This window comes from Congregibacter variabilis (assembly GCF_045689235.1).
Taxonomy (GTDB): Bacteria; Pseudomonadota; Gammaproteobacteria; order Pseudomonadales; family Halieaceae; genus Congregibacter; species Congregibacter variabilis.
Window position 1 is genome coordinate 3,057,602 of record NZ_CP136864.1, and the last position, 25,577, is coordinate 3,083,178.

At 55.7% G+C, this 25,577-nt stretch carries 12 protein-coding genes; 3 read left to right on the forward strand and 9 right to left on the reverse strand.

The features are described from left to right. Positions 1 to 107: 107 nt before the first annotated feature. From R0135_RS13640 to R0135_RS13650, 3 genes are read right to left on the reverse strand one after another with little or no spacing between them, the layout of a single operon-like run. Positions 108 to 1,583: an aldo/keto reductase gene (locus tag R0135_RS13640; RefSeq protein WP_407347445.1), complete on the reverse strand. Its 1,476-nt coding sequence runs from the start codon at positions 1,581 to 1,583 to the stop codon at positions 108 to 110. A 2-nt stretch (positions 1,584 to 1,585) separates the two neighbouring features. After that, the gene (locus R0135_RS13645; RefSeq protein ID WP_407347447.1) at positions 1,586 to 3,088 is read right to left on the reverse strand and encodes an APC family permease; all 1,503 of its coding nucleotides are present in this window, start codon (positions 3,086 to 3,088) and stop codon (positions 1,586 to 1,588) included. A gap of 2 nt (positions 3,089 to 3,090) precedes the next feature. Further along, positions 3,091 to 5,580: a M1 family aminopeptidase gene (locus tag R0135_RS13650; protein ID WP_407347449.1), complete on the reverse strand. Its 2,490-nt coding sequence runs from the start codon at positions 5,578 to 5,580 to the stop codon at positions 3,091 to 3,093. 208 nt (positions 5,581 to 5,788) lie between these two features. On the opposite strand from R0135_RS13650, the gene R0135_RS13655 reads away from it, so the two are divergent. Together R0135_RS13655 and R0135_RS13660 are read left to right on the forward strand one after the other, a co-directional pair. Then, positions 5,789 to 8,284 carry a M1 family metallopeptidase gene (locus R0135_RS13655; RefSeq protein ID WP_407347451.1) on the forward strand — a complete coding sequence of 832 codons (2,496 nt, stop codon included), beginning with the start codon at positions 5,789 to 5,791 and terminating at the stop codon, positions 8,282 to 8,284. After that, a complete protein-coding gene (locus tag R0135_RS13660; RefSeq protein WP_407347453.1) occupies positions 8,274 to 8,771 on the forward strand; it encodes a DUF6702 family protein in 498 nt (165 codons plus the stop codon). The genes R0135_RS13655 and R0135_RS13660 overlap by 11 nt, the downstream gene beginning before the upstream one ends. Positions 8,772 to 8,789: 18 nt before the next feature. Here the strand turns inward: R0135_RS13660 and R0135_RS13665 are convergent, their stop codons facing one another. The 3 genes from R0135_RS13665 to R0135_RS13675 all read right to left on the reverse strand — a co-directional run bounded on the left by R0135_RS13665 (position 8,790) and on the right by R0135_RS13675 (position 14,339). Next, positions 8,790 to 10,175: a M24 family metallopeptidase gene (locus R0135_RS13665; protein ID WP_407347454.1), complete on the reverse strand. Its 1,386-nt coding sequence runs from the start codon at positions 10,173 to 10,175 to the stop codon at positions 8,790 to 8,792. A 2-nt stretch (positions 10,176 to 10,177) separates the two neighbouring features. Beyond that, positions 10,178 to 12,019 carry a M1 family metallopeptidase gene (locus R0135_RS13670; protein WP_407347456.1) on the reverse strand — a complete coding sequence of 614 codons (1,842 nt, stop codon included), beginning with the start codon at positions 12,017 to 12,019 and terminating at the stop codon, positions 10,178 to 10,180. Between the two features lie 118 nt (positions 12,020 to 12,137). Beyond that, positions 12,138 to 14,339, reverse strand: a complete 2,202-nt coding sequence (locus R0135_RS13675; protein WP_407347458.1) for a prolyl oligopeptidase family serine peptidase — start codon at positions 14,337 to 14,339, stop codon at positions 12,138 to 12,140. Between the two features lie 106 nt (positions 14,340 to 14,445). Here R0135_RS13675 and R0135_RS13680 point away from each other — a divergent pair, with 106 nt between their 5' ends. After that, positions 14,446 to 17,577, forward strand: coding sequence for a WD40/YVTN/BNR-like repeat-containing protein (locus R0135_RS13680; RefSeq protein WP_407347460.1), 3,132 nt, complete (start codon positions 14,446 to 14,448; stop codon positions 17,575 to 17,577). A 95-nt stretch (positions 17,578 to 17,672) separates the two neighbouring features. Here the strand turns inward: R0135_RS13680 and R0135_RS13685 are convergent, their stop codons facing one another. The 3 genes from R0135_RS13685 to putA form a co-directional block, all read right to left on the reverse strand. Next, positions 17,673 to 20,954 carry a VPS10 domain-containing protein gene (locus R0135_RS13685; protein ID WP_407347462.1) on the reverse strand — a complete coding sequence of 1,094 codons (3,282 nt, stop codon included), beginning with the start codon at positions 20,952 to 20,954 and terminating at the stop codon, positions 17,673 to 17,675. A gap of 178 nt (positions 20,955 to 21,132) precedes the next feature. Continuing rightward, positions 21,133 to 21,891 carry a hypothetical protein gene (locus R0135_RS13690; protein ID WP_407347463.1) on the reverse strand — a complete coding sequence of 253 codons (759 nt, stop codon included), beginning with the start codon at positions 21,889 to 21,891 and terminating at the stop codon, positions 21,133 to 21,135. Between the two features lie 125 nt (positions 21,892 to 22,016). Continuing rightward, complete coding sequence (gene putA / locus R0135_RS13695) at positions 22,017 to 25,556, reverse strand: bifunctional proline dehydrogenase/L-glutamate gamma-semialdehyde dehydrogenase PutA (RefSeq protein WP_407347465.1); 3,540 nt, start codon at positions 25,554 to 25,556, stop codon at positions 22,017 to 22,019. Positions 25,557 to 25,577 lie beyond the last annotated feature (21 nt).

The window sequence follows — 25,577 nt, forward strand, 5'->3', positions numbered from 1 at the left end:
CCGCTTTGGTTTATTGGATTGTTATTGGCACAAAAACACACCCGTTTTACCGGCGGGCTCGAGCGTCATGATATCGCATCATTAGTCCCGGATTGTCCGTTTTTTTCTCAGTCTTTAGCTGCCCTCGGCGAGCAAATAGCATCCGCTTCTATCTCGACCAGGTACTCGTCACCCACCAGCTCGGCTCGCACGAGGGTGTTGGCCGGCTGGATATGTCCAAAGCGCTCCCCATGTACCCGCGACACCGCTTCCCAATCGTCCATGTTGCGGATGAAGATACGGGTGCGGACCACATTCTCCAGACTACCGCCCAGCGATTGCAATGCGCCTTCTAATTTGTCGATCACGTAGTGAGTTTGCGCCACGGGATCGCCTTTACCAATAACGCGATCATGGTGTGTAGCGGTGGTGCCCGAGACATAAATGGCGTCGCCTTTGCGAACTGCTCGGGAAAAACCCGCCAGATCTTCCCAGATGGTTCCGCTGAGGGCCAGAGTTTGTCCGTCGGATCCGGGGACCGTTGGGTAGGGCGGGGGGAGCGTTTCAATATGATGGCTCAAATCTCCGGACGCCGTTAGAAAAGGCGGCTTTCGATATTCGTCTCCACAATCTCCGTGAATAGCGGTGAGTGTTGCGAGCGCGCCCTCAATGGCAGCACGACTACTCTGGGTCAAGTTGAAGTCGAGCAACTGTTTGTTGCTGTTGATGTGCTCGCTCTGGCCCAGACGTGCGCCGATGATTACTGCGCCCACACCGGTTTGTTCCAGAATAAAACGACTGGCGATGTTCGCTATGGACACTTCGTGTTCTTGAGCCGAATTGTCGAGCACTGCAAGAAGGCTCTGAAAGCGCTCCCAACCTCCCGCCTCATCAATGTACCGCTTGTACTTCATTTGTGACCAGGTAGTGAGTGCAGCCTGATCCGGTTCTGCTGTGTTGAGCCAACGCTCGGACAAAAAGCCGCCTGCGAGCGTGCCAAAAGCGAGGAGTTTGACGTTTCTTTCCTCGCAGAGCTCGAGCATGCCGTTTGCGGCCCGCTGATCCAGCAAAGAAAAACACACCTGATTGGACACAATATCAATGCCTGACTCCAGAACGACTCGCAGATGGGCGGTGTCAAAGTTGGTCAGGCCAAGGTGTGCAATCAGACCCTCCTCCTGAAGCTCTTTCAGATAGCTAAGGTCGTCAAGGTAGCTAGGGTCGGCGTAGTTCCAGGCGTGATACTGCAACAGCTGCAGCTGATTAGTCTGCAGGCGATCCAGCGCGCGTTGTACGGCTTCGCGAACAGTCTCGCGACTGGAGCCTCCGGGCTTGGGGACCCACTTGGTCAGCAGTTGTGCAGCTTCGCCGTTGAGATAGTTGCGGGCGAAGTGGCCGGCTATCTCTTCGGACGACCCGTAGTGATCCGCCATATCAAAGGTGCACAGGCCCGCGGCCGTATAGGCCTGCATGCTGCGCGCAGACTCGTCGAGATTTACCGCTTCACCGTTCCTTTCCATATCGGCGATCTGCCAAAGACCCGTGATAACACGGGAGATGCGCAGGTCCGGTGCCAAGTCTGTGTAGCGTTCCTGAGAACTCATTATTACTCCGGTGGCAATTGCTCAAAAAGTTGTTTTAGATCCGCGCCGCTTTCCTTGAGTTTCCGTCGTTCCAGAAAGTAAATGGCGCTGCCGATACCCATCACGATGAGCCAAATAGGTGTTGAGTGAAAGTACCAGGCGGACAATTCCGTGCTCAGATCCTTGGAAGTATGGATGATCAAAAAGCCTGCGAGCAGGAAGATACCCAACCAGGCCAATACCAGTTGCGACGGTCTATGGCTGAGCACCGTAATACGCTTTGCCAGTTCGGGATTGCGCCTTGGGAGCGTTATTACAGTGAGGCACATGAGCAGAAAATTCACGAGCATCGACGTGACCATAATGTCGATACCAAGGAAAAAGTCGCTGGCAAAGTGACTGCCTAAAATCCCCATGGTTGCCATAACACCACTGACGATTATGGCTGTTTGAGGTGTGTGGCGGCGGGGGTGAACGGTCCCCAGCGCCCGAGGAAAAATACCGTCTTTGGCCCAGGCAAACATCAGTCGAGATACGGCCAATAGCATGGCCGGGAGGTCATTCAGAAGTGCAATGGCGGCGCCAGCAATAATGGCAACGGCCCAGGCACCGGGAAGTACGTAGCCCAGTAAACCCGGCGCGGTCACATCCCTTTGCAGCGATTCGTCGGCGACAAACTGCCAGGGAACGGTGTGATACACCGCGGAGGTAAACAGAAAATAAAATGAGCCCACACTGAGCATTGCGATGCCAATTGCCAAAGGAAGATTGCGGCCGGGGTTCCGCGCTTCGCCTCCCGCCTGGGCAATGGAATCAAAGCCGATAAAACTTGAGAACAAAATGGCGGCAGCCGCCAAAAATGTTCTCAGATCAAATGCCGAGTCAGTGCCCTGCGCCAAGACTCTGCCTTCCCGCTCCAACAAGCCGGACGCGAAGTCTGCGCTGTCGTGAGAAAAGCCCGCCACCACAACGATAGCGCCTAAGCTGAACATCATAAGCATCAGGGGTATGAGAGTGCGTGCGTAGAACCGCGACCCCAGAAGATTGGTGCCTACAAAGCTCCAAAGCATCGCCAGGGCGAGACTCACCCTTACAGCGCCATTATCGAGCAGGACCGCCGTATCGGTCCACTGCAATGCCAGAGCAATGTCACGAAGAAAGGGCACGATGATGTAGGCAATGACACCGATGACAATAGATAACCCAAACCACTGAGAGAAGCTGGCGACAAAGCCCAGGTACGGGCTCAGGCCACGGCTGGCGTAAAGATAGCTGCCACCCGCGCGGGGCATGGCCGAGGCCAGAATCGCGTAGGCCAAAGCTGCCAGTATTGCGGGTAGGGCGGCGAACAGAAATGCCGGGAGTACCCACGAACCGATCCCCGGAACATTTCGCTGGATCATAAACGGCACGACATAGACCGAGGCGCCGAGCATGGAGCAAATACCGGTGGCCGCCAGAGCCCCCAGACCAAGCTCCCGTCTTAGCCCTGTGTTGCCCGGCGATTGCACGTCTACTTCAGTCATCGTTAGTTGCTGCTGCTTTGCAACGCACTGGCTCTAAATAACGGATCCGCAGCTTGCAGGATTTTCATCTCCAGCTGAGGATTGTAATTAGGCCTGTCTTTCAGAAATCGCCTTACAGTGTCTGCCGCGTCCAATGATGTATGCGCACTCAAGGCGCCATTCAACCAGGCACTGGGAAAGAAGATATCTCCGGTGATCTGAATATCCTCCAGTAACTCCAGGCTGGGCAAGAGATAAGCAAAGGCCTGGTCGAGGCGGGTGGGATCGTTGAGTCTGCGCAAAGCGCCGCTCACCCAGACCTCGGTGGCGCGATTTTCCGGATTCTTCAAGGACTCAAAAAAAGCGTCGCGAACAGCGGGGTCCTTTACTAAAGCCGGGGATATAAAGTCCAGACGACGTCGTCGGTCGGGGTTTTCAGTCTGGGCACGCTGCTTAGCGATGATCGAGTCTGCCCGATCTGGCAGTCGTACCGCGAGTATCTCTGCCAGGCGAATTTTTTCAGCCTCCTGCAGGCTAAGCTGCTCCACACTCTGCTCGCCAGTCCATATCGCATGCAGCCGCGTGAGCGCCAAATCCGAGAGCGCTAGCCCAGAGAAGAGCTCAAAGTACAGCTTGGTCATGCTTGGAGAATCCTGCATGAGCATCGTCTCCCACAGGCCGGTCTCCAGACTCGCAGTTCGCATACTGCGCTCCTGTGCATTGAGGAGGCTGAAGTAAACGTAGTGCAACTGATTGGCTGCCAGCTCAATGAGCAGCTCGTTGGACTCGGATTCCACGATAGGCCGAAGTATGTCGAAGTACTGGGTGGCGCTGCCGTAGGGGGGCGAGATGAGATTCTCAAAACTACTGACCAGCAGCACTCCGCGTTGCACTGCGCTTAGCGAGTCCCAGCTGTTAAAAAGGCTGAGATCTGCTGGAAAGCGACCGTAGCCCAGGCCGTTGGCGTTAAACAGAACAGCTTGTAGCGGCTTGCTTTGTAGCTCAGCCGGCAGGTGTACCTCCCCTGCAGCCAGCATGTCCACCTCATCATCACGCTCCAGGTTCAGCAGTGAGAATTGCTGGGGCCATTGGCGCGAGGCTCCTGCGGGGTCCAGCTGTTTGAGAGCCCACTGTGGATCGTCTCCGTCATCCTGTGGACCTTGGGTCAGCACAAAATTCGGCATACCCGCTGTGTTTACCCAAACTTCGCTCCAGCTTGCCAGGTCAATGTCGGTTTTTTCATCCAGGATCTCAATGAGCGCAGGCCAGGTCGCATTGGCGTAGGCATAGCGACTCAGGTAGGACTGCAAGCCGTCGCGAAAGGCCTGTTCACCTAACAGTAATTCTAACTGGCGCATCATGATCGGCGCCTTGTGGTAGATGATGGGACCGTACATTTGGCCCGCAAGGTTCAGATTGTCGAGCTGCTGACGAATGGGGTTCGCGCCTTCGCTGCGATCGACCCCGTACGCCTGCGGGTAATGGCTGATCAGAAAATTCAGCGCATGGTCTGTGTCAGGAAACTGTGGGTTGACGATCTTGTCGGCCATGAAGTTTGCGAATACTTCCTTGGTCCAGACATCGTCGAACCAACGCATGGTCACCAGGTTGCCAAACCACATATGCGCTGTCTCGTGGGCTATGAGCTGTGCCCGATTGAGCAATTGATTCTGTGAGGGTGACTCTTCTAGCAACAGCGATGACGCGCGATATTGAATGGCGCCCACATGTTCCATGCCGCCGTAGGGAAAATCGGGTATCAGGGCAAAGCCGAACTTTTCAAAGGGGTAGGCAATGCCGGTGTAGTCCTCCAGCCAATCCAATGCGTCAGCATGCGCCTCAAAAATGGCATCGATATTTCGGGCAAACTTCTCTTTGTCGGTTTCTCGATGCAAAAGGCTCATCTGTCGGCCGCGAAATTCGCGCTCCACAGTCTCAAACTGTCCGGCTACAAAAGAAAAAAGATAGGACGGAATCGGGTCGGTCTCAGCGAAGCGAAACACTCTGCGATCATCGGTCACTTCGTCACTTTGCACAGGCCCATTGCTCATGGCTACCCAGGTGGCGGGGGTATCGAGGCTGAGGGTGTAGCGGGCTTTGAGGTCCGGCTGATCAAGTACGGGAAAGGCACGGCGAGCGCGGTCCGGCACAAACAGCGTGAACAAAAAGTCCGGATTGCGGTTGATAGCGTCCTGAGTGGCGCGAAAAATGATGCTGATTTCGTTCTCACCGGGCTTGAGCGCCGATACCGGAACAATGATGTGTTCATTGCTGAACTGGTAGCTTACGGACTTATTCTGTGCACTCACAGAAACTACATCCTCTGCCTGCTGGGCAAAATCGATCTGCAGCGGCGCGGCGGCACTTGCCAAGGCAAAGCGCATGACCATGCGACCTTCCACTGATTTGCTCGCGTCTTCGGGAACCCAAAGCTGCAGATCGTAAGTTAATGCTGATATGCGGTCGGCCCGCTCAAGTGCCAGCGCTGCGGATACCCCGGGTTCAGCCTGCATGCTTTGACCCTCGCAGCCGACGAGAACCCAGATTAGTAGTGCCGTTGACAGTCTGACTATGCGTTGCACGAATGTGTCTCATGGTGTCCAAATCACGGACCATACCTCATTGTTCGCTCACTGGCGCGCTGGCCGTGGGTACTCCCCATAGACCCACAGCTTCTGCTAAGCTCCGCGGTTAATTTTTCTCATGGTAAGTACCCTAATTATGCGCTTAGGCACAATTCTTCCGGCTATTGGACTAGCCATCGCAGGCTTTGGGCCTCTTTCGTCTCTTTCTGCCGTGGCTCAGGACGTGGTCGGTTCCGGCGCTGACGCATTTGCGCAGCTTGGCCAGGAACTCCCAACGCCCAATTCCTATCGCACGGCCTCGGGTGCGCCGGGACATGAATACTGGCAACAGCAGGCGGACTACGACATTGATGCACGGCTGGACGAAGATGCACGCCGCATCGATGCCAGCGCGCGGATTGTCTATACCAATAACTCTCCGGATGCCTTGCGCTATCTGTGGCTGCAGTTGGACCAGAACCGCTTTAAGCAGGATTCGTTGGATCGCCGTTCCCGGACGGTGAGCTCTGACCGGGTGTCCTACCGAAACCTACGAGAGCATCAGGCGGTCTCTATTGGTGACTACGGTTATCGAAATCTGCGTTTTAGCGGTGAGGCGGGCGAAGAGTTGCCCTTTGTAGTGGTCGATACCATGGTGCGTGTGGACCTGCCAAAGCCTCTGGCTTCTGGTCAGTACATCAGTTTTAACGTGGAGTGGACTTTTGACATCATTGAGCGCGATACCGTGCGCAGCCGTGGTGGCTATGAGCAGTTTTACGAGTCAGACACGCAGATTTTCTTCCTTTCCCAGTGGTTTCCACGCCTTGCCGTTTACAGTGACTACGATGGCTGGCACAACAAAGCGTTTTTGGGTAGCGGTGAGTTTACTTTGGAGTTCGGGGACTACGATGTTTCTCTGACGGTTCCTGAAAATCACGTCATCTCCTCAACGGGAGCGTTAGCGAACGCCGACGACGTACTCACTGAGGCACAAAAAGAGCGTCTGGCCGAAGCTGGATCAGACAAGCCGACATTCATCGTGACGCCAGAAGAGGCGCTCGCTAACGAGAAAACCAAGGCCACAGGCACTCGAACCTGGCGCTTTGAAGCCGAAAACGTCAGAGATTTTGCCTGGGCCAGTTCCAGCAAATTCATTTGGGATGCCATGGTGCATGAGCAGCCGGGTGCCAAGCATGAGCGCGTCTACGCCATGTCTTTTTACCCCAATGAGGCCGAGCGGGTCTGGTCGAAGTACTCGACGCAGGCGGTTGTTCATACCATGGACGTTTACAGCCGTTTCTCTTTTGACTATCCGTACCCGACGGCACAGTCGGTAAACACCTGGGAAGGCGGTGGCATGGAATACCCCATGATCACCTTTAACGGCTATCGGCCTGACCCTCCCCGCGCGAACCCAGAGGATCCCGAGTCTGCGGAATCGCGTGCGGCAGCAGAATTGGCGTACTCCCGCCGTATCAAGTACGGACTCATTGGCGTGGTTATCCATGAGGTGGGACACATTTACTTCCCCATGGTGGTTAACTCCGATGAGCGGCAGTGGACCTGGATGGACGAGGGGCTGAACACCTTTTTGGAATACGTGGCGGAACTCGAGTGGGAAGAAGACTTTCCGGCGTTCCGACGCATTTCGGACCCATTGGTCAATGAGATTAATGTGTTGGATATGATCCCGGAGTACATGATGTCGCCGAATCAGGTGCCCATCATGACGCAGTCGGATTCGGTTTTGCGTCTGGGACCAAATGCCTACAGTAAACCTGCCGCGGCACTGACAGTTCTGCGCGAAACGGTGATGGGCAGAGAGCTCTTTGATTTTGCGTTCCGTGAATACGCTCAGCGCTGGCAATTTAAGCGACCTACTCCTGCGGACTTCTTCCGCACCATGGAAGATGCTTCGGGTGTGGATCTGGACTGGTTCTGGCGGTCATGGTTCTACACAACTGATTATGTGGATATGGCGATCACTGATGTGCGTGCTTATCGCCTTAAGCATGATGATCCTGATGTGGATTATCCGCTGGATCGCGAAGAACACTTGCGGGACAACCCGCTGCCAGTAAATATTGCCCGCAATCAAGCCGAGGGTATTGTGCCTCGCGAGGAGCGCTTTCAGGCATTGAAGGATCTGTATAGCGAGAACGATCGCTACACAGTGACCAATAAAGATCGCAATGATGCCGCGGACAAGTTCGATAATCTCGAGCCCTGGGAGCAGCGGGCCTTTACCAAGGCTATCGAGGACGACAACGTGTTCTACTTTGTCGACTTTGAGAATCTTGGTGGTGTGCCATCGCCTCTCATGCTGCACATCAAGTATGAAGATGGCAGTGAGCGCGACCTGGAGATTCCTGCAGAGATCTGGCGCAAGGATGCTATGAAGGTCACGCACCGCCTCATCGAAGATAAGCCTATTGCTTACATTAGCCTGGATCCCCGTCATCAGACGGCCGATGCAAACTACAGCAATAATCGCTTTCCCTCTGCCATTCATCAGTCGCGTTTGTCTGCCTATAAGGCGGATGTGGTCAAGCGTAATCTAATGGCAGACATGCTCCACGAGCTCAAGGATAGTGCCAAGCTTGATTCAGATAGCGGTAAGTCGGCTCCATTGAAACCGGCGAATGCTCGCTAAGGCCCCTCATCTCACCGGATTAGCTCATCTTGCAGTTGTGCTGCGCTGGATTCTCAGCGCGGCGCTACTGCTATCAACCTTGCCGGGCTATGCCCACAGAGGTCATGCGGTGTGGACGGATATCGTCTGGGCTGGCGAGAGCTTTGAGATCGTGCATCGTATGCATTTGGCCGACGCCATCGTCGTTAATCGCTATATGGGCGGTACTGAGCCCATCGAGGAGACTCGCAGCCTGGCAAGAGTCGCTTTATATGTTGAAGAGCGATTTGAGCTACTGGGTCCTGCCAATAATGATGGACCTATTCGTTTGGAAACTATTGGGGCCGAAATCGAGGATGACTTTCTGCTTATCTACCAGGAATGGCTTACGCCACTTCCTGAACAGTTTCCTGTGATAGACAATTTTATATTGTTGGACGTGGAGCCCGAGGCTCAGGCATTTATCAAGATCAAAGCCCCGGGCTTAGACGAAGAACGAGAGCGCTAAGCCCGGAACGTTTTCTGCTTAGTGCTGCCGCGGGATCAAGGTGATCTCGGTTTGTCGACCATCCAGGTAACGCACAGTTTCGCCGTCAAAGAACGCGTCTTCTTCAGTCATGAAACGTACGACTTTCCCGTCCCACTCCGGCACTGCGGCTTCGGCATTTAATTCAATAGACCAGGCTGTGTTGGGGTTTACCGGGTAGCTGCCGCGAGGACCCTTTTTGGGGCTTTGGTCTTCCCAGGAGCCTATGGATGCGCCCGCGCCATGTCCCTGAAGTCCAATAGGGTGCGTATAAATTGTCGCAGTGATGTTTTGTGCTTCGACAGTCTTGCGTGCAGCGGCGAGTACATCGTTACCTGAGCGGCCGGTTTTAAATGCGGCCAGCAGGGCGTCCTGCACCTTGTTGGCTGTGGCCAGACCATCGCGCAATCCTTGTGGTGCTTCGGTCTCCCCGGGGCGCAGCACATAGGCGTGATGTTGGGTGTCGGTGTTGAGTCTCAGGTAGGTGATTCCAAAATCCACGTGCAGAAAATCTCCGGGCATGATCACATCACCACTATCGATGCTCATGTTCGCAATGGAGAACGTTGATTGCTCGGCTCTTTGTACGTGCACGCTGGGATGAAACCAGGTACTGAGTCCCAGGTCGGAAATATGCTGTCGTAAGTGCCAGCGCAAATCGCCGGTGGTGGTTATCCCGGGGGTGATAGTTGCCTCAGAGAACATTTCGGCGATTATGGCGTGGGCAATCCGCACGATCTGCGGATAGCTGGCTATTTCGGCCTCGCTGCGGGTTTCCAACCAGCCCAGCGCAAGGCCATTTTTTTCTACCAGTCTGTCGCTGAGAGGGCCCAGCGCATGTTCCAGCTTGCGTCGCATTCCGGCACTGAGACCGTCGGCAAGCGGGAAGTCGTCGGAGGTGTTAATTGCGATGCTCTGGGGGTCGCGCTCGCGAACGATTTCGGCAACGCGTTCCCACTGATCGCCCTGTTCCTCGGGGTTCCAGGCCGCCGGAAAAAGGTCTGCTACGGGATAGCGGGCTACGGCCATGCGTTCAACGCCGGCGTCCCCGCCGCGATCATGAAAAATCATAATGGTGGTGCGCCGGGCGGCGAGCCAGGTCGCGGGCAGCATGGTTTTAACGACGGGATCTTCGTCATACTCGCCGGCCACCAAAATCCACATGTCGACGCCTTCCCGGCGCATCAGCGGTTCGACCAAGGTGTCCAGACGATCTCTTAACCAGCCGTCCACCACGGCGGCCCGCTCATCCAGATCAAGAATCTGGGGCATACGCGGATCCACTAACTCCTGACTTTGGGCCAAAGTGCCAGTGAGGGCTGTGAGGCAGCCCAGGGCTAGCGCCAGATTGCCTAGTCTTGTAAAAATACCGTTATGCTTTCTCATGTTCAGTCTCTCTGCCATCCGAAGTCTTTCGCCATTCGTGTGAAGCGGTCTATGTTGTTCTGTATCTGCTCATCGGTTTGCTCACTACAGTCTCCGATGATGGGCAGTGATCGCAGAATCTTGCTGTCGGGATCAACAAGCACTCTTGCGCCCTTGGGTACCTCAATGGACTGAGCGCCCGATGACAGGTCCAATACGTGGATTTTGCCGTCAATGCTGACATCCACGGGCATGGGAAAATCGCGATCACCGGGTACGCTCCACTCGAGCGAGAGTTTTCCATCGCCCCGGGAGCTTATGAGTTCCGGCATGCCCGCTTCACGCAGATAGGTTTCGACAATCCAGGAAACATCTTCACCCGCCTCATCAGACATGATGGCGATAAAGTCTTCGGTAGAACGATAGCGCGATTGAATGGGGTAGCTCAGCGACCAGGGCTCGGCGGTGTCGTAGATCACTCGTCGCGTACCCGCCCAAAACGCCTCTTCGCCAATATAGCGACGCAGGCTGTGGAGCATCCAGGAGCCTTTTGTGTAGATGTCTCTATTGTCGAATGCCTCACCGGCATCCTCCACTGCTGGGTTAGCAACCGGCAGGCAGTGCTCGTTGTTCGTATAGGCACCGTACATCTGATCGTAATAGCCTATGGCCCCGACAGTTTCTTCGGCGTACACCGCCTGCATGTACGCTCCGTAACCTTCGTGCAGCCAGGCATCCTCTGGTCTGGCATGGGTCATGACGTTGCCAAACCACTCGTGAGCGAGCTCGTGATGCAGGAGTCCGTCGAAGCCATAGCGACCACGTTTGTACTGCTCTCCGTAGCCATTGATAGTCTGGTGCTCCATACCCAGATGCGGCGTTTCTACAAAGCCTGCTTTTTCATCACCCCAGGGATAGGGTCCCAGGATCCGCTCAAAGAACTCGAGGTCTGGTATGACGTCTGAATCGACCAGAGCCCGGGCTTTGTCGGCATTTTCTTCCAGAGCCCAAAATTGGATGGGATAACTACTGCCGTTGATGCCCGCGTATTCGGCCTCAATGAGTTCGAAGGGGCCACCATTAATAGCAACGGCGTAGCCTGAGTAGGGGTGTCGCGAACGCCAGTGCCAGGTATCGAAACCGTCATCACCTTCATCCATACCGGTAAGAACGCCCACCGAAGCGACTTTTACACCTTTGGGTGCGGAAATAGCCAGCTCGACTCCGTTGTCGGGCTTATCGGCAAAGTTGTCCTTACACGGCCACCACAGGTCACAGCCGTCACCCTGTACAGCTGTGGCAAACCAGGGCGTTCCATTTACCTCGGACCAAACGAAACCACCAAACCAGGGTGGTGCCAGAGCCACATGAGGCTTGCCGCCGTAGGCCACGGTCACCGTGCTGTGGTTGCCGGCCTCCAGGGTTGAAGGGAGCGTTACCATGAAGGAGCCACCCTCGCGGCGGACCTTCAGCTCGGTACTGCCCAGCATGGCGCTATAGATGTCGAGCTTGGGATCCAGGTCCAGCTGTATAGTGTCCAGTGCGCTTAAGGCTTCAAAGTTCACCGCAACACTGCCTTCAATGGAGCGAGTGTCCGGCATCACTTTGAGTGAAAGTGTGTAGTGTTTTACATCGAAAGCCGCCTGGAGAGCCGTCATGGCTTTACCGGACCTTGCGGTATCCGGATGCAGATCGTCCGGGTGAGATTCACCGCGGGCCGCAGCTTCCAAAGCGGCGATGACCGCTGGCGGTGCGGTGGCGGTGTTGCTGGCCATCTGATTGCTGCACCCGCTTAGAGCCGTGACGATAAGGCAGCTGCTGAGCAATGCTCGAACTTTGGTGGATTGGTTCGCCGTGTGGATCACGCTGGGGTTACTCCCTAAAAACAGTGTATTAGCATCAGCCGTATTGATACGACCATTATGGATTCAAGTGTACCCTCTTGCCCTGTGATGGGTGGTAGCTAATCAGAGAGGGGCCTGTCTAGGGCATGAGGTAGCGATCGAAATGCGCGACCAGCTTGCCGAACAAGTAGCGGGAGTAGTGTGTTTCGCGGCTCCAGCTGTGAGTCGCACCGGGAGCAAAGGCAAAGTCAAAGTCTTTGCCTTCCTTGATCAATAGATCAGCCAGGGTCGCGGTTGTTTTAAAAGGTACCACCTGATCCTGCATCCCATGAATGATCAACAAGTGATCTTCGAGATTCGCCGCATAGCGAGCAGCCATATTTAGAAACACCTCTGGATGTGTATCCGGTCGACGAACGATGGCTACATCATCAGTACCAAAAAAGTGCGGGTCTACCGCCGCCGCAGCCGCGACACCTGCGCGAAACAGCCCGGGTTTCTTCAAAAGTGTATAAATCGATAGCGTGCCACCGTAACTGCTTCCCCAGATGCCCATGCGTTCGGTGTCCATGTAAGGAACGGTTTTTAAATATTCCACAGTGCTGACTATGTCTTCGATGTCGTCCCCGGCAAAGTCCACCAGAAACTCTTCACGAAAGTCCCTGCCGTAACCGGTGCTGCCGCGCATATCGACCTGCACGATGATGTATCCCTTTTGCACCAGCAGCTGTTGCACCCGGTTGTACACACCTCCCCAGCGATTGCGAACAGTATTGGAATACATGGGGCCAAATAACACTGGATACTTTTTTTCTGGATCCAGTGTTGCTGGCTCGAGAATCCGAGCGTGGAGTTGGTAGTCATCGATGCCGCTGGGAAAGCTAAGGTAGCGACTCCGCGCCCATTCCCGCTCGCTGAAGGCCTCAAGGGGGGAGTGGGTAACGCGGTGCAGCTTTGTGCCCATGGTGCTTACGCTATAAATCTCGGCTGGCTGGGTATCGTTGCTGTGCACAAAAGCCACATGACTTGCATCGGGCGAGGGATAGCCCGAGCTGTGCCCCGAAAGCGGCGTGACTCGTTGGGCCGTTGCCTGTGAGGGTCTAATTACGAAAACCTGACTTTCCGAGGCATTCGGTGCATTGGCTGTGTAAAAAATGCTGCCCGCGCCTGCCATTATGGGTGCGCTCAGTACATCAGCCTCGGGGTTGCTCAAGAGCCTTGGTGATTGTGTTTCAGCAAGTGCATCGATCATGTACAGCCCGTAGCGATCCTCAAGATCACTGAGAAAAATAATATCTTCACCATTGGGATGCCACTGTGAGGCGAAGGATGTGTAAATGCGGCTCTTACGTTGCTTGTGCCAAACTTCTTTTAAACGCTGCTGGGCATCCACCGTATAGAGCCAGCGATCTTCTGCCGTGTCGGACGCAACATCCAGCAGCAACACACCTTTTGATGACCAGGAGAATCCGACAACCTGGTTCGCCGAGGTGTTTTGTAGGGGGAGCAGTTGGAGCTTACCTTCAGCCACATCTATGAGTCCCACGGTGCGCGACTCGTTTGCATCACCCGGGTAGCCCCGGCGGATTTCGTTGGGTGCCGTCTCGCTGGAAAGATAGTCGGGGAAAGGTACTTTGCGCATCTGCCGACGATCGACCAGATGCACTGCGATAGTCCGACTGTCGGGAGACCAGACGTAGGTGGGGCCTCCCCAGATGCCGGGGCCAATCTCCCGTTCAGGGCGGTTATAGCGTCCAATAGATAGGGCCGATAGTCCCGGAATTCCGATATCGGTGATTGCGCTGGAACTGTTGGTCTGCAGATCAAAGATCCATAGGTTGCCGTCTTTGAGAAATGCTACTTTTTGATCATCTGGGGCTAAGCCGAGATTAGACGCTCCCGGGCCAAGATCGCCTAGTCGCCGGGCCTTGGAATCATCAATGTCTAACTGCCAAAGCTCATTACCGCGAAGCATCAGGATGTTCTTGCTATTACTGCGCCAGGCAAATTCGCGGGTCGACGAGTACAGGGCGAATTGGGGCGAGGACAGGCGGCGAAGCTCCTTGCCGTCCGCTGAAGCCAGCCATAACTCTCTATCTGGCAGGCCCTTGTCGTTCCAGGTGAATGCAAAGCGCTGGCTATCGGGGGCCCACTTTGGTGGTGAAGGTACGGTGCCAAATAAGCTCGGGGAAGCAAAGAGGTCGTCCAGGTGGAGGGGCGCTTGTTCTGTAGCCCGGGGTGCCGCGCTCAAAACCAGCGACAGGAACAGTCCGCACACAGTAGCGACGCTTCGTAATCCGGAGTTTTTCAGAATCGCTTGAGAACGGAGAGTTGTTGGCATGGAGCGTATTCCCTGAGTGGTCAGTCGTTCGTTGTGCATGATTCTGACATATACTTTTCCGCTGACGGTATTTCCATAACAAACTAATCGTTTTTGAGGGTTAATCATGAAGCCAGCGCTGTTTTTTGCCTGTCTGGGTATGGTCTTTTTGGGGATGTCCCCTGTCGCTCAAAGTGTCGACGATGAGCGAGCGTTCTTTGACGGGATTGAAGCGCGAAACGTCGGCCCATTTCGTGGAGGACGGGCAACCGTTGCCGTTGGTGTTCGAGAAAACCCCCATGTGTACTACATGGGTACCACCGGTGGAGTCTGGAAAACTGACAATGCGGGAGCCAGTTGGTATCCAGTCTCGGATGAGGACTTTGGTTCATCTGCAGTCGGTGCCATCGCGGTAGCTGCGTCGGACCCCAACGTCGTCGTTGTAGGTATGGGTGAGTCGCCATTTCGAAACATCGCCTCATCCCAGGGCGACGGTGTATACAAGTCCACCGATGCCGGAAAAAGTTGGACGCATATCGGATTTGACCACTTGCGCCAGGTCGGTGAAATCCGCATTCATCCCAAAGATCCGGACACCATCTGGGTTGCGGCGCAGGGCAATACCTATGCGCCGGCAGATGACGGTGGTGTTTTCAAGACCACTGATGGCGGTAAGACCTGGCGTCGCGTATTGGAGCCGCTTAATGACAGCACCGGTGCGGTAGATCTCGCCATTGATCCAGGTAACCCGCGAATCCTTTTTGCTTCGATGTGGGACAACCAGCGCAGCCCCTGGAAGCTTCGCTCCGGGGGAGAGGGCAGCGGCATTTGGCGCTCCACGGATGGTGGCGAAAGCTGGGAGCGCCTGGTCGATGATCTCCCTGACGGAATGGGCAAGTTAGGTGTTGCTGTGTCTGGCGCAAAGTCCGGTCGGGTCTGGGCCATTATTGAAGCCGAAGGCGATGAGGGTGGTTTGTATCGCTCCGACGACAATGGAGATAGCTGGGCTCAGGTCAACAAGGAGCGGATTCTTCGTGCGCGCTCCTGGTACTACATGCATGTGTTTGCTGACCCTAACGATGAGAACACGGTTTACGTCCTCAATGCACCGTTCATGAAGTCTATTGATGGTGGCAAGACCTTTAATCAGGTGTCTACGCCCCATGGCGACAATCACTACCTTTGGATCAATCCTGATAACTCCCGCTGGATGGTCAACGCCAACGATGGCGGCGCCAATGTGTCGTTTGATGGTGCGGCGAGTTGGTCCCGTCAAGACAATCAACCCACTGCGCAGTTCTACCGGGTAAACACTGACAACGCTTTTGAGTACCGTATTTACGGCGGTCAGCAGGATAACTCAACCGTGGCGATCAAGAGTCGCTCCCGCGATGGTCAGATAGGCCGGGACGATTGGGAAGTGCACGGAGGTTGTGAGAGCGCTTACGTTGCCATGGATCCCGAAGATCCGCGCTACACCTACGCAGGCTGTTATCTGGGTCTGATTGACGAGTTTGATACGCAGACTCGCACCAGTCGATCAATCAAGGCCTATGCCGAAACAGGTCTGGGACAGCTGGCGAGCGATTCCAAGTACCGCTTTAACTGGAACGCCCCGATTCATGTATCGGTGCATGATCCCAAAGTGGTGTATCACGGCGGCAATGTCTTGTTGAAGTCCATGAATCGCGGTTTTGACTGGGTAGAGGCCAGCCCGGACCTGACACGCAACGAGGCTGACAAGCAGGGGCAGGGTTCTGGTCCCTATACCAATGAAAACATCGAGCAGTACAACACCATCTTCTCCTTTGCGGAGAGTCCCCATGATGCGAACACGCTGTGGGTGGGCAGTGACGATGGCCTGCTGCATGTCACTCGTGATGGTGGTGAAAACTGGAAGGATGTGACTCCGCGGAATGTTGGTCGAGGGCTGATCAATTCCATCGAAGTGTCGCCACATGATCCGGCGGTAGCCTATGTCGTGGTTATGAAATACAAGGAGGGCGATAACCAGCCCTATGTGTATCGTACGTCCAATTACGGACGCAGCTGGTCATCCATCGCCGATGGTCTTCCGGAATCGCATTTTGTGCGGGTAGTGCGTGAGGATTCCCAGCGTGCTGGTTTGTTGTTTGCGGGCATGGAGCGAGGTCTCTATATCTCCTTCAACAGTGGTAAAGATTGGCAGGCGTTGCAGGGTAATTTTCCCATTGTGCCGATCACCGACCTCATGGTGCGACGCAATGATCTGGTCCTTGCGACTCAGGGTCGTGCGTTTTGGGTGATTGATGATATTACGCCCCTGCGACAGTTTGAGCCTGCACAGGTATCTGCTGCCGCGCACTTGTATTCACCGTCCCCGGCTATACGTCTGACACCGACCAAAGGTCGCGCTGGAGGCGGCGAGAGTGTCGCCCCGAGCGCACCTGATGGGGCCGTGTTGTACTACACCCTGGCCGAAGAACCCGATCTTGAAGAGCAGTCGTTGACGCTGGAGATATTGAACGCCGAGGGTGGTCTTGTTCGCCGCATCGAGGCAGATGCCAAGAAGGGGGCCGAAGGTGGTGGTGCTGGTTCGGCCATGGCCTTGCCCGCAGAAAAGGGGCTCAATCGCGTAGTTTGGGATCTGCGTACTGATGCTACTACTGAGCTGGATTATGATGTGGTTTACGGATCCCGTGCAGATAAGGCTATTGCAGGTTATGCAGTGGCGCCGGGTACCTACACCTTACGTCTGCAACTCGGTGAAGACAGTGTTGAGCAGTCTGTGGACGTTAGCTGGGACCCCATCAATAGCTACGATGAGGCTGCGATCAAGGAGCAGCAAGCCTTTGTAGCAGAAGCCTTTGGGATGATCGACGCGATCTACGCTCGCGTTGCGAGTTTGCAAAGTATTCAGACGCAGGTACAGCTGCGCCAGTCGCTGGCCAAAGAGGCAGGGGATGACATAGTCGCAGAGGCGGCGGAGTCCTTGTTATCGGCCTTGGAAGAGTGGCAGAAGTCAGTAACCACACCGCAGCGCGAGACCTTTCAGGATGTGCTGAATTTTCATCCACGTATTGATGCTTTCCTAATTGATGTTTACCAGCAGGCTAACAACGCGGTGTTGGGACTTACCCGAGGACAGAGAGAGCGTATGCAGGATCTGCGGCCGCAGTGGCAGATGGCTATGTCACAGTGGCAGACATTGATTGACGACCATGTGCCTGCTTTTAATGCTGTTGCTGGCCCTGCGGTGGCAGCGCCAGACTGGGAGTAGCTTGGTTTTATAGACGTCCGATCATTGCGTTTTATCAGGCATAAAAAAGCCGGCAGCGTTTTGCGCTGCCGGCTTTTGCGATCTACGCTCTGTATTTATGACTTGTTGAGCGATTGACCCGGTACCCAGGGTGCTCCGCTTTCCGCCAGCGCTTTTTTGATATCCGCTAGTTGTCCATTACGTAAGGTGGCGACTCGCGCAACGATGTCGTCCATGCTCTGGCTTCCTATGCGAAGGTCCGCACGCTGATTTTCCGTGGGGGGCATACGGGTGTTCAGTGCATTGGCGGCAGAGTCTATGCGCCGCGCGGCACTGTGTGCCATGGCCTCGCTAAGCCGTTGCCGCGCTGGGTTTCCACGCAGCATAACTTTAAGCTCGGCAACTTCTGCTTCCAGAGTGTCAATCGCCATCTGCAGTGTTGGGTCACTTAGCGGCGATGCATCCACCGCTGCGCGAAGATACTTCGTGTCCGCGGTCACCTCCTTCAGCGCTGCATCAACGGCGTAGAGCTGCCGCTGCGCGTCGCTTACCTCTCGCTGAAATGTCACCGACGCCAGATAATCGGTTCCCTTGGGTAGGTTGGCGAGCGCCTGTAGTTCAAAGTCCCTGGGGCGTCCCAGAGTCTGGACCGTCTCGGGTCCTACGCGAAGCAACTGCGCGCTGTAGGCACCCGGCGCCATAAGCGGCCCCTTGGGATCGCTCATCCAGGGTGCGCGGAAACTACCGTCGGGAAAGCTGATGGCATTGGGAGCGTCCGCTCGCATGTCCCAGTTTAGACGCTGCAAACCGGTCTTCTTCTCGAGGCTCAGGCGGCGAACGGCATTACCCTGTGCGTCACTTATCTCGATGTAATACCGCGCTTCGCCAGCAGACGCTTCGTCTTTCAGTGTGTCCCAGCCGGGAAATGGAATATTTTTTCCGGCTGCCGCAAGACTGCGTTCTCCATCGCGCCGCGTTTCTGCCGGCGTTGCCGTCACGTCCGGCAGGTACGCGGTGAACAGCGGGCCTAGCTCCGGGTTAGCCGCTTTATAGGCGGTGCTGCCCTGACTGGGAATGCCTGCGGCCTGTCCCGGCACCGAGGGTATGTACCACCAGGCGTCGCGAACGGCGAAGAGCCCACCATCGTTGCCGGGTATAGCCTCGTCACGCTCGCGAAGATTTGCGGCCATTTCTCGCAGAGGGCGATAGTCATCCAGGATATACACGCCGCGTCCAAAGCTCGCACCTACCAGATCATTATCCCGGCGCTGCAATTTAAGATCTCTAAAGGGTACCGTGGGGACTCCAGCGCCGAGTTTTTTCCAGTGCTCGCCGCTATCAAGAGTGACATAGAGTCCATTTTCGGCAGCAATGAACAGCAGGCCCGGTTCAATATGATCTTGCTGAATTGCCCAGACGATCACGTCCTTGGGTAGATCGCCACTAATGTTGCGCCAGCTTTTTCCATCGTTGTCCGTGGCAAAGAGCATAGGTCGATAGTCGCCGGTTTTGTGGTTGTCCGCTGCCACGAAGGCCCCGCTTTCGTTGTGCTGGGAGGCTTCTACATCGTTGATGAACGCACCCCTGGGCAGGCCAGAGGGACTTACTTTTTTCCAGCTCTGGCCGCCGTTTGCGCTGCTATGTACCAGGCCGTCGTCGCTGCCAGTCCACAGTCGCCCGGCCCGCAGAGGCGATTCTGAAATTGCCGTTAACGACGCATAACCAGACATGGCCCCAAGGTCCCAAAGCGCGTCTGTGCTGCGTACTCGCCCATCCACGGGGAGAGTGAAGCGATTGCTGTTGCTGGTGAGGTCATCGCTAATGGCCGACCAGTCGTCACCGCGATCGTCGCTTTGCCAAACTCGCTGGGAGCCAAAGTAGATTCGCCCGGGATTATGGGGACTGACTTCCAGCGGTGAGTCCCAGTTCCAGCGCTCGGGATCGTCCCCGGGAGCGGGTTGAGGGCGGATGCTTACGTTTTCCTTACTCTGCGTATGATGCCGAATCAGGTTTCCTTTCTGGCTCATCTGGTAGAAGACGTTCTGATCGAAGAGGTCAAAGGCCACGCCATAGCCATCGGCGCCATAGGGAACGTACCAGTCCTGGTTACGAATGCCTTCTATGTTCGTAGTCCGCGCCGGTCCGTGCAGTGTTCCGAGGTCCTGGGCACCGACCAAGACGTTGTAGTAAGGGGAGTGATCGCTCACCGCCACCTTATAAAACTGGCTGATGGGCAGGTTGGGGAAGTGCCGCCAAGTCGTGCCATCATCGAAGCTTTCGTACAGACCGCCGTCCGTTCCGGCAAGCAGGTGCGCTGGCGCCTTGGGATCAATCCAAAGGGCGTGGTTGTCACTGTGTTTGGCCCGGCCTGTGCCCAGAACATCGAAGTTTGCACCTGCATCTGCCGTGGCATGCAGGAATACGTCCATCTGATAGACCCGGTCGGGGTCTGTTGGAGATGCTTCGATCTCCTGATAATAGTGCGGACCGGTTCCTCCAGAAATATACTCGTTTTTACGTTCCCAACTTTCGCCGCGATCGTGGCTGATAAAGAAGCCCTGCTCGCCGTCGTTCGCCTCGATCGTTGCGTACACGCGATCGGGGTCTGCTGGAGTAACTGCAAGGCCGATCTTGCCGACTTCCAGATCATCGTTTTCGCTGGGTAATCCCTTGCTTAGCTCGCGCCAGGTAGCCCCGCTGTCGGTTGACTTCCAAACACCCGATCCAGGGCCGCCGGCGAGGAACGACCACACCGTGCGTCGACGCTGATAGGTGGCCGCGTATACGATGGATGGATCGCTGGGATGAAACTCCAGGTCGGTGGCGCCGGTTTTGTCATCGACACTCAGCACAGCGTTCCAGCTTTTGCCGCCATCGGTGCTGCGAAACACGCCGCGGTCACCGCCGGACGACCAAAGCGGCCCCTCGGCGGCAACAAGAATGTGATTAGAATCTCTGGGGTCTACCAGAATCCGCCCAATGTGTTCGGACTTCTCCAGCCCCATAGAGGTCCAGCTCTTACCGCCATCGAGGCTGCGATAGACGCCATCACCCCAGCCCACGTGGCGACCGCTGACGTTTTCTCCCGTGCCCACCCAGATGGTATTCGGGTTCTGGGCATCGATGGTGATCTCGCCGATGGAGTAGGACTTTTGCTCGTCAAAAATCGCTGACCAGGTAATTCCCGCATTGCTTGTCTTCCAGACTCCCCCGGAGCCGACGGCGATGTACCAGGTCGCAGAGTCTTGGGGGTGTACCTCAATATCGGCGATGCGCCCGCCCATCATTGCAGGGCCGATGGCCCTAAGTTCCAGTCCGTCGATCACTTGATCTACCGGTGCGATACTGTCGGCGGCATGAACCGCAGCAGCGGAACCCATAAGTGCGACAGACAACATGCTATGGAGTGCTTTAGCGCTCAGTAAATGGGACCTTCGATTTCGAAATACATTCATAAAGCTGTTTACCTTGTGCGTATTTAAAAGGCGGAGAAATATTGAGTCCTGCGCTGCTGTTTAGTGGCAGCGCAGGGCCACAAATCGAGTTGTGATGGATTACTGCAAAAATACGGTTTCACTAGAAGCTGAATTCAATGCCAGCTACCGGGCCGTAATAGCTGAAAGCGTTTGTTAGGTCACCGTCGGTAAATTCTGCCTCTTTGTATTGATAGCCAACGAGCGCATGGTTTTGTCGGGATTTGCCAAAGGCATAGGCAAAGCTTCCGCGCACAACAAAAACCCCGTCGGAGTCACCAAAGGCGTAGTCGGCATACGTGCGAAGCTGCCAGCGCTCGGACACAGGCTTTTGATAACGAACACCTAACAGCACGTCGTAATAAGCCTTGTCCGAGCTCCTTACGGTGGTCGGCCGATCAGTGTTGATAGCGGTAAAACCAAAGTCATTATCAAAACCCGAGTGACGGAGGCCGCCGAACACATTAAGGGACGTGCCGACGCCCTGGGGCCAGTAGGCAACGGCCGCATCGAGAAATACCTGAGTACTATTGATATCGATTGCCAGTTGATCCCGCCGGTCAGAGCTGGATGTCTTTATGTAGGTCAGGTCACCAAACGCGCTCCAGTTCCCCCTGCCGACCTCTGTTTGCACCATAAAAGCCGCATCCAGAGTGTCTACCAGATCTCGAAAGCTGATTGCCTCCGGGCTGATTGAGGTATCTCGAAAACTCAGGTCCAGCTCGGTGGTGGAGGCCCACAAATACGGTGTTACCGACCACTGCAAATCATCATTGCCTTGAGCGGCGGCCCCTGCAGAGACACAGAGTGCGAACGACAGTGTTGCAAATCTGGTGGCAAGACGATTTTGAACGTTCTTCATAACTAAGCCACCTTCTATCGTTTTTCGCGCGAGCGACTTGCGATCTGTCTTCGCCGCGGGACACTTATTATGCACGGCAGGATAGCTGCGATGGGTGCTTTAAATCCAGCTGCCAGCACCGCGAGTCAATCGCTATCTGCAGCAAGCAAGCTCGCATTGCCCCCGGCGGCCGTAGTATCAATACAGCTGTGGCGCTCGTGTACACAGTAGCTGTCAAGTTCACCAGCGGCGCTTACCAGGGGTATGAGCGCGCCCTCGCGATCTGCCAGCGCTTGCCGTGCACTGCGAAGATCAACCTCGTCGCTCCAAAGGGCTACCACCGCAATATGCTGTAGCGTTGTCAGCACCGCTCGAGGAAGCACACCGTCTAAACCATGAGCAGGGTCCACTCCCGGTGCAATCATGAGCGCCGGGCAACCTCGGCGTCGCGCGGTGCCCGCCTGTAAGGTCGCATCCTGGGCGCTGGGCCCCAGGCAAAGCACCAGTCCCCGAGGCCAAAGTGTCAGGGTATTAGCTTCTCCTGTAGGCCCGGGCATCTCCTGGCTTTCAAGTTCCTGGGCTTCATACCAGCTCAGTGCGTCAATGGCAGCTTGCACCGCGGATGCCTCTACGGCAGGTCCTGTTACAGCTGGAATGTCTGTCTGTGATGATTCCGCTGGACGTTGAAAACGCTGAACATAGCGCGGGCCACCGGCTTTGGGTCCGGTTCCTGATAATCCCTGTCCACCGAAGGGCTGGGACTCCACCACCGCGCCAATCTGATTGCGATTCACATAGATGTTGCCTGCGTGAACGGCCGAAGAGACATTTTTTACCCGATCATCGATACGCGTGTGTAAGCCGAAGGTGAGGCCATAACCACTGGCATTGATGTCATTTATGACGCTGTCGAAATCCTCGGCCTTAAAGCGCGCTATGTGCAATACCGGCCCAAAGATTTCCCTCGCTATGTCCGCGATGCCTGTGACTTCGATGACCGCCGGTCCAACAAAGTAACCTCCCTGTGGTGCATCGAGTTGCTTGAGCAAGCGGCCTTCTTGCTTGGCCTGCTGAACGTATGACTGAATTGATTCTTGGGCATTGGAGTTTATTACCGGGCCTATGTCTGTTGCGAGGGACCATGGGTCGCCCAGATCCAGTTCGTCCATGGCGCCGTGGAGCATTTCCAGAAGGATGTCAGCAATGTCGTCCTGCACGTAAAGAATGCGCAGCGCGGAGCAACGCTGCCCGGCAGATTGGAAGGCCGATGCCAGGGCATCTCGAATTGCTTGTTCGGGGAGTGCGGTGGAGTCCACAACGCCGGCGTTAATACCACCGGTTTCGGCGATGATAGGTGCTGCCGGAGACATGTGTGTGGCCATGCTGCGGTTGATCGCCTGGGCTGTTGCTGTAGATCCGGTGAAGCATACTCCCGCTACGGCCGGTGATGCGGTGAGTGCTTGTCCCACGGTGACACCTTCGCCGGGAAGAAACTGCAGCACCTCTCGCGGCACCCCTGCAGCGTGTAGAAGTTTGACCGCGGCGGCGGCAATTAACGGTGTGGTTTCCGCCGATTTCGCCAGGACGCCATTACCGGCGACCAACGCGGCCGCTATCTGACCGGTAAAAATAGCCAGGGGAAAGTTCCACGGTGATATGCAGGTGACAATGCCTCTGGCCTCCCCATGGGCGAGATCTTCGCCGCGATTGGCATAGTAGCGAAGGAAGTCCACGGCCTCGCGTATCTCTGCCACCGCATCGGCGGCGCACTTACCTGCCTCCCGGGCCAGCAGGGCCATTAGTTCTCCGGTATTGGTTTCAAACAGATCCGCCGCCAGGCGCAGGCTAAATGCGCGCTGCTGTGCACCGGCATCATTCCAGTCCTTAGCCGCTGCGATAGCGCGCTGGCAGTCGCTGATATTTGCCTCTATGGCATAGCCCACTACGTCTTTGGGGTTGGCGGGATTGACAATTTCGCGCCCCTGCTTCGAATCTACCGCGCAGGCTAGCAGCGGCTCCACCTGCCACTGATGCGTCGCAAAGTGCTCTCTTGCCAGATCCAGAGCTTCAACAACCTTGTGGTTATTTAGATCCCATCCTTGAGATGCTTTTCTGTCCGGCGCGTAAATGTCCGCAGGGTCGCACAGTGATGCGGGACGCTGAGCTTGTGTGGTGGCAAGGTTCGAGAACGGGTCTGCCGCAAGCGAAAGTGGTGTATAGGCCGGATCAACAACTTTATGTACAAAGGAGGAGTTGGCTCCATTCTCCAGGAGCCTGCGAACCAGATAGGCCAGTAGATCCTTGTGCGGTCCCACCGGCGCATAGATGCGACAGTTCGCGCCGTCGGCAATGAGTTGATTAAACAGTGTCTCGCCCATGCCATGTAGTCGCTGGAATTCGTAGTCGGAACGACTACCGGCAAGTTCAACGATGGTCGCTGCAGTTTGCGCATTGTGGGTGGCAAACTGAGGATAGATGCGATCTGTCATTCCCAGCAGCTTTGCCGCACAGCAAATGTAAGACATATCAGTGGCACTGCGCCGGGTGAACACCGGGTAGTCAGATACACCCTCTACCTGGGCCTGCTTGATCTCGGAATCCCAATACGCACCTTTGACCAGACGCACCATGATGCGTCGATCCAAAGATGACGCCAGTTTATATAGCCAGTCGATGACAGGTGCGGCACGCTTTTGATAGGCCTGTACAACAACACCAAAGCCATCCCAGTCGGCGAGCGTCTCATCAGACAGTGCTGCTTTGACCACATGCAAAAACGGCTCAAGTCGTTGGGACTCTTCTGCGTCGACGTTGAGCCCAAGATTGGCGTCGCGCGCAAGGCGAGCGAGGGTATTTAGACGTGGCGCGAGTTCGTTGATTAGTCTGGATTGCTTTGCATACTCAAATCGGGGGTGCAGTGCCGAGAGCTTTACGGAGATTCCCGGGCGCTCGTGCATAGCACCGCCTGACGCTGATTTACCGATTGCGCGAATGGCGTTGGCATAGGCTTCGAAATAGGCATCTGCATCGGCCTGCGTGAGCGCCGCCTCACCCAGCATGTCAAAGGAGTAGCGAAAGCCACGGCGTGTTTCTTCTTCGGCTCTTTCCAGTGCCTCCTCAATGCTTTGTCCTAAAACGAACTGATTGCCCATTTCGCGCATGGCGCGTTTTACCGCGAGACGTACCACCGGTTCGCCCAGACGCTTCACTGTGCGATTGAGTAAGCCGGAAACGCTGGCAGAATTATCGTCGTCCAAAACGCGACCGGTCATCATCAGCGCGATAGTGGAAGCGTTGACCACCGCAGAACCCGATTTCCCGCTGTGCTGGCTCCAGTCGTAGGGCGCGATTTTGTCTTCTATCAGCGTGTCGATGGTGCCGGCGTCGGGCACTCGCAGTAAGGCCTCGGCCAGGCACATCAGGGCAATCCCTTCATTGGTCGATAAGCCGTATTCGGCGAGGAACATTTCCATAAGCCCAGGTTTACCGGAGCTTCGTATTCGCTCGATAAGATCCACTGCGCGCACCTGGGCACGCTGGCGTAGCTCCAGATCGATGCCGACTCCTCCGGCGAGTGCCGCGAGTATTTCGCCTTCGTCGGCCACATGGTGGGCGCGAATGGCGTCCAGTTCTCCGTCATTAATGCTCGCCATAGGACGACTCTCAAGCGTGATGGCCTGGTTCATTTTGGGTTCCTGTGTTGATTC

Coding starts and splice junctions, on each gene's coding strand:
- R0135_RS13640 (WP_407347445.1), bottom strand. CDS start 1,583: ATGAGTTCTCAGGAACGCTACACAGACTTGGCACCGGACCTGCGCATC.
- R0135_RS13645 (WP_407347447.1), bottom strand. CDS start 3,088: ATGACTGAAGTAGACGTGCAATCGCCGGGCAACACAGGGCTAAGACGG.
- R0135_RS13650 (WP_407347449.1), bottom strand. CDS start 5,580: ATGCAGGCTGAACCCGGGGTATCCGCAGCGCTGGCACTTGAGCGGGCC.
- R0135_RS13655 (WP_407347451.1), top strand. CDS start 5,789: ATGCGCTTAGGCACAATTCTTCCGGCTATTGGACTAGCCATCGCAGGC.
- R0135_RS13660 (WP_407347453.1), top strand. CDS start 8,274: ATGCTCGCTAAGGCCCCTCATCTCACCGGATTAGCTCATCTTGCAGTT.
- R0135_RS13665 (WP_407347454.1), bottom strand. CDS start 10,175: ATGAGAAAGCATAACGGTATTTTTACAAGACTAGGCAATCTGGCGCTA.
- R0135_RS13675 (WP_407347458.1), bottom strand. CDS start 14,339: ATGCCAACAACTCTCCGTTCTCAAGCGATTCTGAAAAACTCCGGATTA.
- R0135_RS13680 (WP_407347460.1), top strand. CDS start 14,446: ATGAAGCCAGCGCTGTTTTTTGCCTGTCTGGGTATGGTCTTTTTGGGG.
- R0135_RS13685 (WP_407347462.1), bottom strand. CDS start 20,954: ATGTTGTCTGTCGCACTTATGGGTTCCGCTGCTGCGGTTCATGCCGCC.
- R0135_RS13690 (WP_407347463.1), bottom strand. CDS start 21,891: ATGAAGAACGTTCAAAATCGTCTTGCCACCAGATTTGCAACACTGTCG.
- putA (WP_407347465.1), bottom strand. CDS start 25,556: ATGAACCAGGCCATCACGCTTGAGAGTCGTCCTATGGCGAGCATTAAT.